The sequence below is a fragment of the Streptococcus sp. 27098_8_82 genome (assembly GCF_041431615.1).
Classification (GTDB): Bacteria; Bacillota; Bacilli; order Lactobacillales; family Streptococcaceae; genus Streptococcus; species Streptococcus sanguinis_K.
This window is the reverse complement of the sequence record NZ_JAPVYB010000009.1, coordinates 26,834-42,149: the sequence shown is the minus strand read 5'-3', so window position 1 is coordinate 42,149 and position 15,316 is coordinate 26,834. Positions and strand designations below refer to the sequence as shown.

The window sequence follows — 15,316 nt, the reverse complement described above, 5'->3', positions numbered from 1 at the left end:
AGAAGAATGTTTTATCTTCTCAGGCGGCCAATGGCTATATATCGGAGACGACTTATAGCGTATATGTGCCTAGAAAGCCACAGAATGGCGCACAATCGATTTTAAACTATCGAGAGTATAATTGTGCCACTAAAACAATAAAATTTATTAGAATCGAAAATATAAGCAAAAACTACAAATGTAGAACAAGGAGTAACAAAATGACTAATGAAATTTCAGTACAAAAGGGCGGCTATTTGACCGACCTGCAGCAACTGGACGGCAAAACTTTGCGAGACTTTGTTGATCCAAAACATCAAGCAAGCCCGCAGGAATTACAGACCTTACTTGCTCTCGTGAAAAATCGCAATCTAAACCCGTTCACGAGAGAAGTTTATTTTATTAAATATGGCAACAACCCAGCTCAAATCGTTGTTTCAAAGGATGCTTTTATGAAACGAGCTGAACAGAATCCTAATTATGACGGACTTGAAAGCGGGATTATCTACGAAGACGCAAGCGGAGAATTGAAAAATAAAAAAGGCGTTATCTTACCCAAAAATAGCACTCTAATCGGCGGCTGGTGTGAGGTCTATCGCAAAGACCGAACAAGACCGGTCTATCGTGAAGTGGAGTTGTCAGCATATAACACTGGCAAGAACTGGTGGCAGAAAGCTCCAGGACAGATGATTGAAAAGGTCGCTACCGTTGCAGCAATTCGCGATTCATTCTCTGAAGACGTTGGCGGACTCTACACAAGCGACGAAATGGAACAAGCAGCACCTATCGATGTGACGCCGCAAGAAACCCAAGAAGAAGTCCGAGCACGCAAGATGCAAGAAATCGAGCAGATGAAGCAAGAGGAAGAAGAACGCAACCGTGAAGCCGAATTGCAAAAAGCTTTTGAAGAAGCGGAAGCTCGGACAGAAGCAGAAGCAGAACAAATCGAATTGCCTTTTATCTGAGACGAGGAGTGAAGAATGAAAGAAGCAGAAAAAATCAATCAACTAGACAACATTAAAATTACTTTCGAGCCGGCCAAGGTCGCATTTAGCGACTTTGCGGCCTTTGAAGCAGGAATTGAGCAAGCTATTGCTCGATATGGAACATTTGACCTTGAAGTCAATTCGATTGAGGAAGTCAAACAAGCACGAACCGACTTGAACAAGTTGAGCAAAAGCCTAGAAGACCGACGCAAAGAAATCAAGGGGGCAATCAATGAACCTTATGCCGACTTTGAAAAAGCGTACAAAGCGCCTTACAGCAAACTAAAAGGCTTGATTGACGAACTCAAGCGTCAAATTGACGGATACGAAGAAAACCAAAAGGCGCTACGAAAAGACGCAGTCCGCAATTGGTTTGCAGAAAAAGCAGCAGCAGGCAATCTCAATCCGGAAGTTTTTGAGCAATACTTGGACGAGTACACGAAAGCTACACAATTCAAGAAAGATAGCTTTACGCTCTTAAAGAAAACAGAAACAGAGCTTGAAGCTATCGTTATGGATGAATTAAATAAGCAAAATCAGAAAGACCAAGACATCACAGCCATCAGCGCTCAATGTGCTAACAACGGACTGGGCCCTGCAACATACATCAGAGCTTACGAAAGCGGATTGATGCTTGCAGAAGTGCTGAACAACATTAACAAGGACATTGAGTCTGCGAAGCTCTTTAGACAGCAGCAGGAAGCGCAAGCAAAAGCCGAAGAAGAACGAAAAGCAGAAATTGAGCGATTAGCTCAAGAAAATGCGCAAGCTCATATCAAGGCATACGACGCCGATACAGGCGAGATAATCGAGGGCGGTACAAATACCCTCGGACAAGAAAAAAATGCAGCACAGACGAAAACAGACGGCAATACGGCTAAGTATGTAACGACTATCAAGTTCTGGCTGGATTTAGAGCAAGCAAATGCGTTTAAAGAGTGGCTTGATGCAAATGACATCGAATTTGAAACAGTTGAGGGGATGAAGAAAGCATGATCCAAGTAAAAGTTTTTAAAGAAAACACTGGCGGCGACCTAGAATGGGATGTAAACAACTTCTTCAAGCGAAATCCCAAAGCCGAACTGATTGATATTAAATTCCAAAATGCTATAGCTGAAACAAAGTACGGCTTTGAAGAACGATGTGCAGCTATGGTTATTTACAAAGAAACTGAAAAATAAACAAAACAACGTGCCGTGAACCACGTAAAAAGCGAACTAGAATTAAGCGTCAGACTTGGACGAATGACGTAAAGGATTTCACCAGCCAAGCCATGCTCACAACAAATTGGCTGGTGGATTTTGATTAGATTATGAAATATGAATTATTTAACGACCATTTTGAAAATGCGAAGCGCTATAACATTCCAAGAGCACAGCTGATTATCGCTGATATTCCTTATAATTTAGGGAACAATGCTTATGCTTCTGATCCACGTTGGTATAAAGACGGGGACAACTCAAATGGCGAAAGTAAACTTGCAGGAAAATCTTTCTTTGATACAGACAATGACTTTAAAATCAACAATTTCTTTGATTTTTGTAGTCGTCTGCTTAAAAAAGAACCAAAAGAAAAAGGCAAAGCGCCAGCCATGATTGTGTTTCATGCTTGGCAGCAAAGGGAGCTAGTAATTGAATGCGGACGGAAGCATGGTTTTAATAATGCTTATCCACTTTATTTCACAAAAAAATCTAGCCCGCAGGTATTAAAAGCAAATATGAAAATTGTTGGTGCGGTTGAGGAAGCTACGGTTTTATATCGTGATAAGCTCCCTAAATTTAATAACCAAGGCGCAATGATACTCAATCATGCACCTTGGGAAAAAGATAACTCTTACCCTGTTATCCACCCCACACAAAAGCCTATACCAGTTTTGAAGCGATTGATTGAAATCTTTACTGATCCAGAAGATGTAGTAATTGACCCTGTCGCTGGAAGCGGCTCAACATTGAGAGCAGCAATCGAGATGGGGCGCTCTGCCTATGGTTTTGAAATTAAAAAAGATTTTTATAAAAAGGCGAAAGAAAAAATGCTTGCCAATTTTCAAGTAAGTCTGTTTTAGGAGGTTTAGATTATGAAATTTTTAGATTTATTTGCAGGCATTGGCGGTTTTCGTCTTGGCATGGAAGCTGCAGGCCATGAATGTGTGGGTTTTTGCGAAATAGACAAATTTGCTCGCAAATCCTACAAAGCTATACACGATACGAAAGGAGAAATTGAACTGCATGACATCACAGCAGTATCAGACGAGTCTGTTCGAGGAATTGGACGAGTTGACGTTATCTGCGGAGGATTTCCGTGCCAGGCTTTCAGCGTTGCGGGAAAACGGAAAGGATTTGAAGATACTCGAGGAACTTTGTTTTTTGAAATCGCACGGTTCGCATCTATTCTCAGACCTCGCTTGCTATTCCTTGAGAACGTCAAAGGACTCCTCAACCATGATGGGGGGAATACGTTCGAGACCATTATCGCAGCCTTGGATGAGTTGGGGTATGACGCTGAATGGCAAGTGCTTAACAGCAAAAACTTTGGAGTCCCCCAAAACCGGGAACGTGTGTTCATTATCGGACATCTTAGAGGAAAACGTACCAGAGGAGTATTTCCTTTCGGAGGAAATAGTGAAGAAATTAACGGAAACAATATAATACAGATTAATGACTCTAAGAAAATCCGTAAACAGCTAAAGTACGAAAACATTTGGCGTGTGATTGATACGAAAGGAATCGCTCCAACACTAGATACTATGCAAGGTGGGAATAGAGAGCCAAAAATTAAAGTCCGTGAAGCAACCGCTCAAGGATATGCTGAAGCCGAAATCGGTGACAGCGTAAACCTAGCACACCCAAACTCTAAAACACGCAGAGGGCGAGTTGGAAAAGGACAGGCTAACACTCTTTTGACGGGAGAAAGCCAAGGAGTAGTCACACCAGACTTTCGTATTCGAAAGCTGACACCTCGAGAGTGCTGGAGACTGCAAGGCTTCCCTGATTGGGCTTTTGATAAGGCGCAAGAGGTGAATAGTAATAGTCAACTATACAAACAAGCAGGAAACAGCGTGACAGTCAATGTGATCGAAGCGATAGCAAGGGAGTTGGGATGAAATTAACACTAAACATAGAGCCGAAACCACAGAGCAGACCAAGACTAGCGGTCGTCCGTGGTAGAGCTTCGGCTTATGAAAGAAATGATATGCGCTTGTGGCGCAGACAGTGTGCTCTTTTGGTTAGAAACCAATGGAAAGGTAAGAAGTACGATGCAGCTTTAAAAGTTAGAGCAATTTTCTACATCAAGCCGACGAAGCAACTGCTGAATACGAAATACAAGCGCCCGATGCTGGAAGATGAAACAATACCAGTCGCTACACTGCCGGACACAGACAACTACATTAAGTCTCTGTTTGACAGCATATCAGACGCTGGTTGCGTGTGGACGGACGACGGTAGAGTATCGGAAATATGGGCTAAGAAAGTATATAGCCTAAATCCTCGCATCGAGGTAGAAATAGAGGAATTGGAATGACTAAAGAGGAGAGATTGAAACAGCTTAGGCATTCTTTGGAAGTGTATCAAAAGCGTTTGGATAACAAAGAAGAAGATAACTTCTGCAATCGCAAGTTAGGTTATCGCAACGCAGGTCTTCGCAGAGAACGATTAAGAGGACACATCAAGGAATTGCAAAAGGAGATAAAGGAGCTGGAAGATGACAGAAACTATTAAACTACCAAACTACTTTGAGCCTGATTGGAAAAATGCAAGATACGGCTCACTGGAAGAACTTAAAGAATTGTTACTCTACAAGCGTATCGTGAAATGGGATAAAGACTTTCTGATACTTGAAGATGGCACAAAGATCACTATTGAAATGTCTGAAAGTGATTGCTGTGCCTCAGCAGGTGGGGAGTTCCAAGATGTATCACTTGATGCTATGATTACTGATGTTGAAATTGGGGAACCTAAAGAAATCCCTGACCATTGGGGAACGGGTTATAAAAACAAAGTAACTATCTTCCACAATCAGAACCCTGTAGCTATTGCCAACTGTGAGGCAGAACATAACGGATATTATTACAGCGTAGGGTCCCTAGTGATTGGTGATATTCATTTCCCAGTTGTGAAAGCATAGGAGAAGAGAAATGAAAGAAAAATCATATGAATATGTTGTTACAGATGGCAATCATTTGTATTTCCAAAAATATCAAGAAGACATTGAAATTGTCATATTAGCCGACGAACAACCAGGCACGATGACTTACGTTAAGAAATTTGATACCAAGGAAGAAGCGCAGAAAGTGGCAGATATTCTTGGTTGGAAAGTCGAAGAGGTTTGAGATGACTGAAACCAATGTCCAAAAGTTTTACAGAATCTTAGCTGAGAAAACAGAAACTTTTGGCACAAAGAAAGAAATGATGGCACAGTTAGGGTTTGAGGGTGCAAAGCTAAATTCCGACAGAACTAGACTTAACAGCGACGAAAGAGCAGGGCGCTTTCCACCAGTTCGACTGATGATAAAGCTAGACAGCTTGTTTGATAAAGAGTTCCTTATCACTTGCTTGCGTGAAAAAATGGACTGCAAGACGGTTGATAAGCGATGGCTAAAAGTCGCACAAGATTACATCGATGACAATTCAAAAATCGGGGTGGGGGGGGCGACGAGCGACAGTGAAGCGGAACGACAACGTAAGCTAAGACGCAGATTGAAGCGTGAAATGTATTTAGAGAGGTCTTTTGGGATTTAAGTATGAAATTAAAAATAGGTGATTATGTTAAATTGAGGGGTTTGGAATATGAATAAAATTTTTTTTAGCAGCGATTTAGGCCGTCTTGAATTGTACTTAAGTGACTACCATATCAAGCAATTGGCAAAAGGGGCAGAGATTATCATGCCCGTTGAAATTAACCAGCATGTCAATATTGATAGGATTATTTTCAAGAGAGGATTTTAGCGGAAAACACAGATTAAAAAAGAGGAGGTGAAAGAATGAGTAAATTATTGAATGTAATCGGCTTCATAACTATGTTTTTAACGGCACTTTGTTTTTTGGGAATAGGTATTATTTTAGGAATTAAAGCATATATAGATTGGTTATCTGTTATATTTCCGTATAAGGTGTATCAGTATGTTGTGTCTCTAGCAATCGCTTTTGCGATAGGCTTAATAATTTACCTTTTGAGCGAAGTTTTTGCTTTCTTCGAGAAAAAGAAAATAAAAAAAGAGCGGGAGAAAAGATGGCATTGAAATACAGTCCGGATGGAATACCGCTATTACCTTTGGTAGATGAAGACGCAACCATCAAAAGAGCGGAGTCAAAGCTGTCTGAATATCATCGTTGGAGGGTCATTGCTTGCGAGTCTATGGAGCAGAAGATAACTCAAGAGTTCACGATAGAACCAAGGGGCGGAGGAGGCCCTAGCAAGCAAGTCGAAACTTTGGGAGTTCGCAGAGCAGACGCAACTTCTGAGATGGAGCAAATAGAACAAGCGGTTAGTCGCATGTTTGATACAGATTATCGATGTATCTTAACCAACAGATATATCAGACATCCTAGAATGCAGCATGAGGATATAGCAAAACTGATCCACGTTGAGAACACAAGATACTTTGAAATGCGGAGAATGGCTCTCTTAGCTTTTGCGGAGCAGTACAGAAATGCTGTGCTTGTCGTTGAAACGTAGTTAAAGCGTAGAAAACGCGTAAAGCGTTAGCGAAAATACTTGATATAATAGTATTGTCAAGAAATTGACAGATGGATTTTTCAACTTTTTCCATACGTTACTCCTATGATTCTGGGCTAGCAGTTGTCAAAGGCTGTTAGCTCATAAGGCCACACGAAAGCGCGGACGTTGACCAAACGAGCGATGTTTCATAATCTCCTTTAAAATATGTTTTCAATTTTTTACCTTTCTGAATTTTCCTGCTTGTGGCCGGCAGGGTTTATAGACGATTTGGGGAAGTCAACCGGTTCAATTCCGGTATCGTCTTTTGGCAGATAAGCAACAGTCTGCCGACTGAAACTTTTTCTATTTTATTAAGCTCCTATTTAATTTTCTGGGAAGTCGTAGCGCGGTGCTGCGAAAGCGCAGGTTCGAGTCCTGCACGGCTTTTATGGTTTTCGACAGTCAATGAGACTGTCTTTATTTTTGCTCAAAAACGAAAAGAGGTGATGGAAAATCAGCAAGTTAAATGTAAGACAGCAGAAGTTCGCAGACGAGTACATCGCTACTGGCAATGCGACACAGTCTGCTATCAAGGCAGGGTATAGCGAAAAGACGGCAGGGCGCATAGCCGGCCAGAACTTGAAAAAACTTGAAATAAAGGCTTATATTGACGCTAGAATGATTGAAATGCAAGAGCACAACATCATGAGTGCCAGGGAAGCTTTGAGTATCCTGTCTGACATCGCAAGAGGAAAGCGAGACGAAGAAGTCTTGATGATGAACCCTGTAACTGGTGAAGTCGATAGGTTGACGAAGAAAGCTGATAATGCAACGGTTATCAAGGCTATCCAAGAAATACTGAAACGCTATCCGACTGCTAAGCAAGCCGAGAAGATGGAGCTTGAAATCGAGAAGCTGAAAGCACAAATTGGTGGTGATCTAACTATCGATGAAAAGCTATCAAGTTACATCGAAGCGGTGCAGGAGGCCTTGGATGGCTAAATTAGACGCTCTATACACGCCAAAACAGCAACAAGTCCTAAAACGTATCTGGTCGAAAGACTGGTTTATTTGCGGTTTGCATGGCGCTAAACGTGCAGGAAAGACAGTGGTCAACAATGATACATTTATCGGTGAGTTAGTCAGAGTGCGGAAGATAGCAGATAAGCTAGGCGTTGACGAGCCTATCTATATCTTAGCTGGTACATCTTCAACCTCTATTCAGAACAACGTACTGCAAGAACTTTTCAACAAGTATGGTTTTACTCCAAAATACGACAAGCACGGAGCTTTCGTTTTTCAAGGTGTTAAAGTGGTGCAAGTCTATACTGGCTCTATCAGTGGCTTGCAACGTGCCAGAGGTTTCACGGCTTTTGGAGCGTATGTAAACGAAGCGTCGCTAGCGAATGAAACAGTCTTCAAAGAAATCATTTCTCGCTGTTCTGGTGAAGGTGCAAGGGTTGTTTGGGATAGTAACCCAGATATTCCGACACACTGGCTTAGGAAGGACTATATAGCGTCTGACGATGATATGATTATCGACTTCCACTTTGAGTTAGACGATAACACTTTCTTGTCAGAGCGATACCGTAGAAACATCAAGCAAGCAACGCCGGCCGGTGTGTTCTATGATCGTGATATTCTCGGTCTTTGGGTGACTGGTGAGGGTGTTGTGTATCGTGATTTCAATGATAAGATGTATCTCACTAGCGATGAAGTGCCTACAAGCGAGATTACAAGCTATTATGCAGGTGTTGACTGGGGATATGAGCACTTGGGCTCTATTGTTGTGCTAGGCGAAACATCGGACGGCAGAACATATCTGCTGGAAGAACATTCGTATCAACACAAGGAAATTGATTTCTGGGTGCAGATAGCACTTGATATTAAGTCGAGGTATGGCAATATCCCATTCTGGGCTGATAGCGCACGACCGGAACACGTTGCAAGGTTTCAGCGTGAGGATATCGATTGCAGAAATGCGAACAAGTCTGTCTTGTCCGGCATAGAGGAAGTGGCCAAGCGCATGAAACTAGGGCTTTTTTATGTTGCGAAAGACAAAGTAAACAATTTCAAAGATGAAGTTTATCAGTATATTTGGAATGAGCGGACGGGTGAGCCATTCAAAGAACATGATGACGTACTGGATAGTGTCCGATATGCGATATATTCTAAAGTCGCAGACATGGGAAGCAAAATCAAAGTATTCAAGGGAGGGTTTTAATGGCGCAAGTCAATCTAAACAAGCGAAAGTTATTGACTACGACAGCAAGCGAAGTAACGCAAGATTTAGTGTCAGAAGCCGTGCAACTGCATAGGTCGCACTTGCTGAAAGGCTATATCGAGAACGAAGACATGTATATGTCCAGTCACAAGATATTGAAAGGTGGGCCTAAAGAGCCTTGGAAGCCAGATAATCGCTTAGTCATTAACTACGCAAAGTATATCGTTGATACATTTAGCGGATATCAAATCGGCGTACCGGTCAAAGTGACGCACGATAACGACAACGTAGCAGAGTTTATCAGCGATTTCCGTAAGTTAAACGATATGGAAGATAGCGAGTTTGAGCTTGCTAAGCTAGCCGATGTATTCGGCCATGCGTTTCTATATGTCTATCAAGACGAAGCAGGGAATACAAGAACAACATATAACAGCCCAATCAATATGTTTATAGTACATGATAACAGCATTGAGGAAAAGCCTTTGTTTGCCGTTCGGTATGCGTTTAATGATAATGATCCAACGGGTTACGGACAAGTCATTACTGCTAACGAAGTAATAGAAGCGACATTCCAGTTGGGCGGCGGTGTTCGGTTTGTGGAACGTAACAACCACGTTTACGGCAAGTTGCCAGTCGTGGAACTAATCGAAAACGAGGAACGGCAAGGCATCTTTGATAGCGTTAAGACGCTAATCAACGCATTAAACAAGGCAGCGAGCGAGAAAGCCAATGATGTTGACTACTTCGCAGACGCTTATCTTAAAATCGTAGGTGTCGAGCTAAAAGAAGATATGGCAACGCAGATTAGAGAAAATCGTATCTTTAATTTGTGGAAGAATGGCTCTGACGGGCCTTTGCCAGATGTTGGATTCTTGGAAAAACCAAACTCGGATACGACGCAAGAAAATCTAATCAAACTGCTAAAAGATTCCATATTCGCTGTTTCCATGGTCGCTAATCTGTCAGAGGAAGATTTTGGTAATGCGTCTGGCACTGCTCTAGCTTTTAAATTGCAAGCAATGGACAATCTAGCGAAGATGAAAGACCGCAAGATGCAGTCAGCATTTAATCGTCTGTATGAAATCGTGTTCGGTGTGCCAATGGCTGCAGTGCTAAGCGATGGCTGGATTGATATTAAGTATCAATTTACTAGAAATGTGCCACGAAATATCTTAGAAGAAGCGCAAATCGTATCGCAACTATCCGGCCAAGTGTCGAACGAAACCAAGCTATCCGTCTTGTCTATCGTGGACAATCCGAAACAAGAGATTGAGAAAATGGACGATGAGGAAGAAAGCTCTAGTTTGCTGTCTAGGAAGATTGCACAGAATGAACGCTTTGCAGACAAGGATTTGCAAGACGACAGCAAGGAAGTGATTGCTGATGCCGAGTGATTACTGGAAACGACGCATAGAAGCCGAGCAGAGAGCGAGATTAAGCCGTGACGTAAGTTTAAGCGATGAAATGACTAGATTGTACGACTACCATTTCAGAGAGTTAGAAAAGGAAATTAGAGCCTTTGAACAGCGTTACGCAGACAAGAACAACTTGCCGATAGCAGAAGTGAAAGATAGGGTTGATGCACTCGATGTTAAAGCCTTTGAAGAAAAGGCAAGACGCTACGTTGAGGAGAAAGACTTTTCACCCAAAGCAAATGCGGAACTCGAGCTATACAATCTGAAAATGAAGATGTCAAGGCTTGAATTGCTGCAATATCAGCTAGATTTAGAAATGGTTGCTCTTGCAAACTCTGAACACAAGCTTTCAGAGCGGTTTCTGAACGAGGAATACACAACAACGCTAAAAGCACAGTCAGGCTTGCTTGGCAAATCTGTATTGTCTGCCAGTGAGATTGGCAAAGCTGCGCAGGCGGTCTTAAACACGCCATTTAAGGGCGTAAAATGGTCTGACAGGCTTTGGGAACGACAAGACGCTTTACGGGAAGTTGTGGCTCGTCTGACAGAGGACTACTTGCTAAAAGGCAAAAATCCAACGACCATGATACCGAAAATCAAAAAAGAGTTTGATGTGTCGGCTCATGAAGCAAAACGCTTAGCGGTCACAGAGGGAGCTAGAATAGCCACGGAAGCAGAGCGACAGTCATACACCGCTAACGGCTACGATGAATACGAGTTTATCGCAGAGCCGAAAGCATGCGATATATGCAAGCCACTTGACGGGAAAATCTTTAAAGTGGCTGATATGTTGCCTGGTGAAAACGCTTCTCCGATGCACCCTTTTGTAGATGCTCTACTGCCGCTCACTTCTCTATGCCAGAGAAAGAATACGAACGCTTGATTAAGAAAAGCGCAAAATCAAACAGGCGACAGTAGAGCGAGAACAGTTATATATACAAAATTTTAGAATAGGAGGTCGAAAGCAGAATATGTCGGTGCTAGGTTTTACAGATTAGGAGGTGATCCAACATCTTGACTTGCAGGAATAGACTGCTACTTAGTTGCATAATTCAAACCAGTCGAATTGGCTGGTTTTCTTTTTGTCCGAACTTTGAAGACATAAAAAGCCAAGGTATCAGTCCACTCAGGACTTAAAAGGGAGGTAGCCAAAAGTGGCAGAAGAAACGAAAGAACAATCAGTAGTTGAAGAAGTAAATGAGAATGCTAGCGCTCAAGAAGAACAAGAGACTGCTGAGAAGACATTCACGCAAGCTGAACTAGATGCGATTATCCAAAAGGAAAAGGCAAAAGCGAAACGCTCGGCTGAAAAGGAATACCAAGCCAAGATTGACGAAGCAGAACGACTGCGGAAGATGAATGCTGATGAAAAAGCAAAATATGAAGCCGAAAAACAAGCGGCATACATTGCAGAGCTTGAAGCTAAAATCAATCGCAGCGGACTCGAGAAAGAAGCGTCTAAAATGCTCTCAGAAGCCGGTATTGTTGCCAGTGATGAAATCCTTGCCTTTGTCGTTAAGGATAGCGCAGAGAGCACACAGGAAGCTGTCAATGGCTTTACAGAGCTAGTCAACCAACTAGCAGATAACAAGGTCAAAGAAATGCTGAAAGGTAAAACTCCTCGAAAAGTTGAGCAATCGACTGCAGGAGCAATCACCAAAGAACAATTTGACCGCATGGGATACAAAGACCGCAACGAATTGCTGCAAAGCAATCCGGAGCTATACGCACAATTGAAAGGATAAATTAAATGACACAAACACAACTTGCACAAATGATCAACCCCGAAGTAATGGCTGACATGGTATCGGCTAAACTTCCCAAGATGATTAAATTCACGCCGCTTGCTTATGTAGAACGTGAGCTTGTAGGACAACCAGGAAGCACTATCACAGTGCCTAAATGGGTTTACTCTGGTGACGCTAAAGACATTGCTGAGGGTGTAGCAATCGAGCCAGACCAACTGACTACTGCTAAGTCTACTATGACTATCAAGAAAGCCGGTAAAGGTATCGAGTTGACAGACGAAGCCGTCTTGTCTGGTTATGGCGATCCAGTCGGTCAAGCGACGCAACAAATCGCTCTTGCTTTGGCTAACAAAGTAGATAATGACTTGATCGAAGAAGCTAAGAAAGCAACTCAATTCGTCACAGAAGCTCCTACAACTGGCGCAGCGCTTGATAAAGCCTTGGCAGTGTTTGACGACGAAGAAGACGCAAACTATGTCGCTCTTATCAACCCTGCTGACGCTATCGACTTGCGTGCTGACACAATCAAGAACTGGCTATCCGGCTCTGAAATTGGGGCTAACACAGTTGTATCAGGAACATTCGGCGAAACTCACGGTGTGCAAATCGTCCGCACTAAGAAAGTTGAAAAAGGCAAAGGCTTCCTTGTCAAAGTGTCACCAACCGCAAACGACACGACCGATGTTGCTAAATACGGCGCATTTGTAATCAACCTCAAACGTGACGTTGCAATCGAAACAGACCGTGATATTTTGAAGAAGACAACAGTCATCACAGGTGACGAACATTACGGTGTATATCTGTATGACCCAACTAAGGTTGTTAAATTCGGAGGTGCTTAATGGGTATGTTGCTGCGCAGGTATCACCCGAAATCTCCTAAGCCAGTTGTAGAGGTGGCAGAAAGCCCCTCTACACTGTCTGATATGACGGTGCAGGAGTTACGAGGGATTGCCAAAGAAAACGGCGTGACGGGCTATTCTGGGCTTGATAAAGCAAGCCTAATCGACGCATTGGAGGGATAAGAACATGACGATTATTGAGCAAGTAAAAGCTCTGCTAGGAATTGAGGATAACTTGCAAGATAATCTCTTGTTAATTATCCAAAATCTTACGGAAGCGCACTTCAAAGCCTACTCAAAACAAGACGATATACCAGATAAGCTAAGCTATATCATTGTCGAAGTAGTTGTCAAACGCTTTAACAAGCTAGGCTCAGAGGGTTTGTCCTCTCAAAGCGTAGAGGGTTTGAGCATGTCCTTTGACTTAGACGACTTTGCGGTATATGACGCAGTAATCAGGCGCAACTTTGCCGGTAGCTTCCAAGCGGGGTTTAAGATGTTATGAGATTTGACAAACGATGCAAGCTTATTATTAAAAGCGAGCAAAAGCCAAGGTATGACGCTGATTTAGGCAAAATGGTAGGCGGTGAAACGACTGAAAAGGTCGTACCTGCTAATATCGGGCCGGTAAGCGCACAGCTCCAAAACCTTTTAGGTGACAAATTGAAAGAAGCTACTAAGGTAGTGAGAGTTAGGCGCATAAAAGGTAAAATCAGCAGCCTTTTGATTGATGGGCAGCCTTATAACATTGTACGAACGCCAGAACATACGAACGGTATGACTGTTTTTTATGTTAGCGAGGTGAAAAATGGGGTTTGACGGAACTTTACGCATCAACGGCGATGTGCCATTGAGAAAAGCCTTGCAGACCGCTGCTAACATGGAAGCGCACAAAGCCATTGTTAAGAAGTATGGCGGCGAATTGCAAAGAACTGCTAAAAGAAACGCTGTCTTTACCAAAGGGTATGCAACAGGCGCAACGAAGCGCAAAATCAGTCTCGAATTGGAAGATGGCGGATTTGCTGCCAAGGTAGAAGCTGGCACAGACTACGCTGCTTATTTGGAAGTTGGTACACGCAAGATGAACGCACAACCGTTTATGAAGCCGGCTTTTGATGTAGTTCAGCCAAGGTTTATAGCAGACTTAAGGAGGGCAGGCATTGTTAAGTAAACAACCAGACCAACAACTGCATGACGAGCTTATCAAGCGCTCGAACGCTCTTGGATTGACCGCTTATCCGTATCTGCCAGAGGACGGAACGCCTTACCCGTTTATGGTTGTATCTTACACGCAGATTACCCCACAAGCGACTAAGTCTTATCTCATCGGCGAGGTGTCGGCTCGTGTTGATGTCTGGGGGCGTGTAGACGATAGGAAACTGGTATCTGACTGGATAGGTAAGCTTATGGCTGAGTTTTCGACGATTAAGCTTATAAATGGCACTAGGTGGTCTATGGACTTAACAAGTCCAACGCAAATTATCAAAGACAATTCAACTCAAGAACTGCTTTATCATGGCATTCTTGATCTAAAGTTTAAATTCAACTAAGAAAGGAAAATGATACATGTACGGAAAAGATAAAATTTTGATGTTCCGCAAATTAGGTGAAAAGAAAGCTGCTGCTAAGTTGGCTTTTCAGATTGAGCATAAACTGAAATATGAGCGCTCAAACGACACGAAGAAGACGAAAGACGGGGCTATCAATAGCGATGGCGGTTTGGAAGTAACGCTTGAAATTGAAGCAGTTTCAAGCCGTGATGACCTGAATAAGCTTCTTGAGCAATCAGTTTCAGAGGGCTTTAAGCTTGAAGTCTGGGAAATTGACCTTGCAGGAACTAAACAATCGGACAAATACCCTGCCAAATACATGCAAGGTTCTCTGTCTAGTTGGGAACTTCCTGCGAATGTTGAGGATTTGATTACAATCTCAACTGAAATGAAGATCGATGGCAAACCAGTAGAGGGATATGCAACGCTGACAGAAGAACAACAAAAGGCTGTACAGTACGCATTCAAGGACACTACTCAAGAGCTGTAATCAAACTTTGGGGCATTTAGCCCCTTTTTATTTTTAAGGAGAAACCAAAGAACATGAAACAAATTGAAATCAACGGCAAGAAATACGACTTACACTATGGCATTGACTTTATCCGTGAAATGGACAAGCGCTATGAAATCAAGGGTAATGGTGTCAGCTTCGGCATGGGCTTGCAATCAGCCGTTGTCTATCTGAAAGACTTCAATCCGGTTGTTATCGCAGACATTATCCAAGCTGCAACAGCAACGGAGCGCCCTCTGCTAAAAAGTGCAGATATTGAAGCGTGGATCGAAGCTCAAGGCGACAACCTCGAGAAAGTGTTTGATGATTTTTTAGAGAGCTTGAAGAAATCGCCGGTGACAAGATTGAAAGTGAACAAAGTCCTCAAGGAAATGAACCTGTAAAGACTGTCATATCGACATCTAAAC

At 42.7% G+C, this 15,316-nt stretch carries 26 protein-coding genes; all 26 read left to right on the top strand.

All coding sequences use genetic code 11. The annotated features are described in order from the left end of the window. Positions 1-200 precede the first annotated feature (200 nt). The 26 genes from bet (at position 201) to O3627_RS10520 (ending at position 15,292) form a co-directional block, all read left to right on the top strand. Positions 201-944 carry a phage recombination protein Bet gene (bet, locus tag O3627_RS10645; RefSeq protein ID WP_371621408.1) on the top strand — a complete coding sequence of 248 codons (744 nt, stop codon included), beginning with the start codon at positions 201-203 and terminating at the stop codon, positions 942-944. A 15-nt stretch (positions 945-959) separates the two neighbouring features. Continuing rightward, positions 960-1,961, top strand: coding sequence for a DUF1351 domain-containing protein (locus O3627_RS10640; protein ID WP_371621407.1), 1,002 nt, complete (start codon positions 960-962; stop codon positions 1,959-1,961). After that, a complete protein-coding gene (locus O3627_RS10635) occupies positions 1,958-2,146 on the top strand; it encodes a sporulation protein Cse60 (RefSeq protein ID WP_371621406.1) in 189 nt (62 codons plus the stop codon). Before O3627_RS10640 ends, O3627_RS10635 begins: the two co-directional genes overlap by 4 nt. A gap of 131 nt (positions 2,147-2,277) precedes the next feature. Continuing rightward, on the top strand, positions 2,278-3,027 hold the full coding sequence (locus O3627_RS10630) for a site-specific DNA-methyltransferase (RefSeq protein WP_371621405.1): 750 nt from the start codon (positions 2,278-2,280) through the stop codon (positions 3,025-3,027). Between the two features lie 12 nt (positions 3,028-3,039). Continuing rightward, complete coding sequence (locus O3627_RS10625; RefSeq protein WP_371621404.1) at positions 3,040-4,065, top strand: DNA cytosine methyltransferase; 1,026 nt, start codon at positions 3,040-3,042, stop codon at positions 4,063-4,065. Next, positions 4,062-4,484: a RusA family crossover junction endodeoxyribonuclease gene (locus O3627_RS10620; protein ID WP_371621403.1), complete on the top strand. Its 423-nt coding sequence runs from the start codon at positions 4,062-4,064 to the stop codon at positions 4,482-4,484. The genes O3627_RS10625 and O3627_RS10620 overlap by 4 nt, the downstream gene beginning before the upstream one ends. After that, complete coding sequence (locus O3627_RS10615) at positions 4,481-4,681, top strand: hypothetical protein (RefSeq protein WP_371621402.1); 201 nt, start codon at positions 4,481-4,483, stop codon at positions 4,679-4,681. Before O3627_RS10620 ends, O3627_RS10615 begins: the two co-directional genes overlap by 4 nt. Then, positions 4,665-5,087: a hypothetical protein gene (locus O3627_RS10610; RefSeq protein ID WP_371621401.1), complete on the top strand. Its 423-nt coding sequence runs from the start codon at positions 4,665-4,667 to the stop codon at positions 5,085-5,087. Before O3627_RS10615 ends, O3627_RS10610 begins: the two co-directional genes overlap by 17 nt. Before the next feature lie 10 nt (positions 5,088-5,097). Next, complete coding sequence (locus O3627_RS10605; RefSeq protein WP_371621400.1) at positions 5,098-5,292, top strand: hypothetical protein; 195 nt, start codon at positions 5,098-5,100, stop codon at positions 5,290-5,292. Between the two features lies 1 nt (position 5,293). Beyond that, on the top strand, positions 5,294-5,701 hold the full coding sequence (locus tag O3627_RS10600; RefSeq protein ID WP_371621399.1) for a hypothetical protein: 408 nt from the start codon (positions 5,294-5,296) through the stop codon (positions 5,699-5,701). A 48-nt stretch (positions 5,702-5,749) separates the two neighbouring features. Next, positions 5,750-5,908, top strand: coding sequence for a hypothetical protein (locus O3627_RS10595; protein WP_371621398.1), 159 nt, complete (start codon positions 5,750-5,752; stop codon positions 5,906-5,908). 35 nt (positions 5,909-5,943) lie between these two features. Beyond that, positions 5,944-6,201 (top strand): hypothetical protein, encoded by a 258-nt coding sequence (locus O3627_RS10590; RefSeq protein WP_371621397.1) that lies wholly within the window; start codon positions 5,944-5,946, stop codon positions 6,199-6,201. After that, a complete protein-coding gene (locus O3627_RS10585; protein WP_371621396.1) occupies positions 6,192-6,638 on the top strand; it encodes an ArpU family phage packaging/lysis transcriptional regulator in 447 nt (148 codons plus the stop codon). Before O3627_RS10590 ends, O3627_RS10585 begins: the two co-directional genes overlap by 10 nt. Before the next feature lie 495 nt (positions 6,639-7,133). Next, a complete protein-coding gene (locus O3627_RS10580) occupies positions 7,134-7,622 on the top strand; it encodes a terminase small subunit (RefSeq protein WP_371621428.1) in 489 nt (162 codons plus the stop codon). Further along, positions 7,615-8,844, top strand: coding sequence for a PBSX family phage terminase large subunit (locus tag O3627_RS10575; protein WP_371621395.1), 1,230 nt, complete (start codon positions 7,615-7,617; stop codon positions 8,842-8,844). Before O3627_RS10580 ends, O3627_RS10575 begins: the two co-directional genes overlap by 8 nt. Then, positions 8,844-10,238 (top strand): phage portal protein, encoded by a 1,395-nt coding sequence (locus O3627_RS10570; RefSeq protein ID WP_371621394.1) that lies wholly within the window; start codon positions 8,844-8,846, stop codon positions 10,236-10,238. The genes O3627_RS10575 and O3627_RS10570 overlap by 1 nt, the downstream gene beginning before the upstream one ends. Next, entirely contained in the window at positions 10,228-11,142 is a 915-nt protein-coding gene (locus O3627_RS10565; RefSeq protein ID WP_371621393.1) for a minor capsid protein, read from the top strand. The genes O3627_RS10570 and O3627_RS10565 overlap by 11 nt, the downstream gene beginning before the upstream one ends. 271 nt (positions 11,143-11,413) lie before the next feature. Continuing rightward, the gene (locus tag O3627_RS10560) at positions 11,414-12,004 is read left to right on the top strand and encodes a DUF4355 domain-containing protein (RefSeq protein WP_371621392.1); all 591 of its coding nucleotides are present in this window, start codon (positions 11,414-11,416) and stop codon (positions 12,002-12,004) included. Positions 12,005-12,009: 5 nt separating this feature from the next. Continuing rightward, positions 12,010-12,849: a N4-gp56 family major capsid protein gene (locus tag O3627_RS10555; protein WP_150902333.1), complete on the top strand. Its 840-nt coding sequence runs from the start codon at positions 12,010-12,012 to the stop codon at positions 12,847-12,849. Beyond that, a complete protein-coding gene (locus tag O3627_RS10550; protein WP_371621391.1) occupies positions 12,849-13,031 on the top strand; it encodes a Rho termination factor N-terminal domain-containing protein in 183 nt (60 codons plus the stop codon). Before O3627_RS10555 ends, O3627_RS10550 begins: the two co-directional genes overlap by 1 nt. 4 nt (positions 13,032-13,035) lie before the next feature. Continuing rightward, complete coding sequence (locus O3627_RS10545; RefSeq protein ID WP_371621390.1) at positions 13,036-13,353, top strand: phage head-tail connector protein; 318 nt, start codon at positions 13,036-13,038, stop codon at positions 13,351-13,353. Then, positions 13,350-13,667: a hypothetical protein gene (locus tag O3627_RS10540; RefSeq protein ID WP_371621389.1), complete on the top strand. Its 318-nt coding sequence runs from the start codon at positions 13,350-13,352 to the stop codon at positions 13,665-13,667. The genes O3627_RS10545 and O3627_RS10540 overlap by 4 nt, the downstream gene beginning before the upstream one ends. After that, positions 13,657-14,019, top strand: a complete 363-nt coding sequence (locus tag O3627_RS10535) for an HK97-gp10 family putative phage morphogenesis protein (protein WP_371621388.1) — start codon at positions 13,657-13,659, stop codon at positions 14,017-14,019. The genes O3627_RS10540 and O3627_RS10535 overlap by 11 nt, the downstream gene beginning before the upstream one ends. Next, a complete protein-coding gene (locus O3627_RS10530) occupies positions 14,009-14,398 on the top strand; it encodes a hypothetical protein (protein ID WP_371621387.1) in 390 nt (129 codons plus the stop codon). Before O3627_RS10535 ends, O3627_RS10530 begins: the two co-directional genes overlap by 11 nt. Positions 14,399-14,414: 16 nt before the next feature. Then, a complete protein-coding gene (locus tag O3627_RS10525) occupies positions 14,415-14,888 on the top strand; it encodes a phage major tail protein, TP901-1 family (RefSeq protein ID WP_371621386.1) in 474 nt (157 codons plus the stop codon). Between the two features lie 53 nt (positions 14,889-14,941). Continuing rightward, entirely contained in the window at positions 14,942-15,292 is a 351-nt protein-coding gene (locus tag O3627_RS10520) for a tail assembly chaperone (protein WP_371621385.1), read from the top strand. Positions 15,293-15,316: the final 24 nt, after the last annotated feature.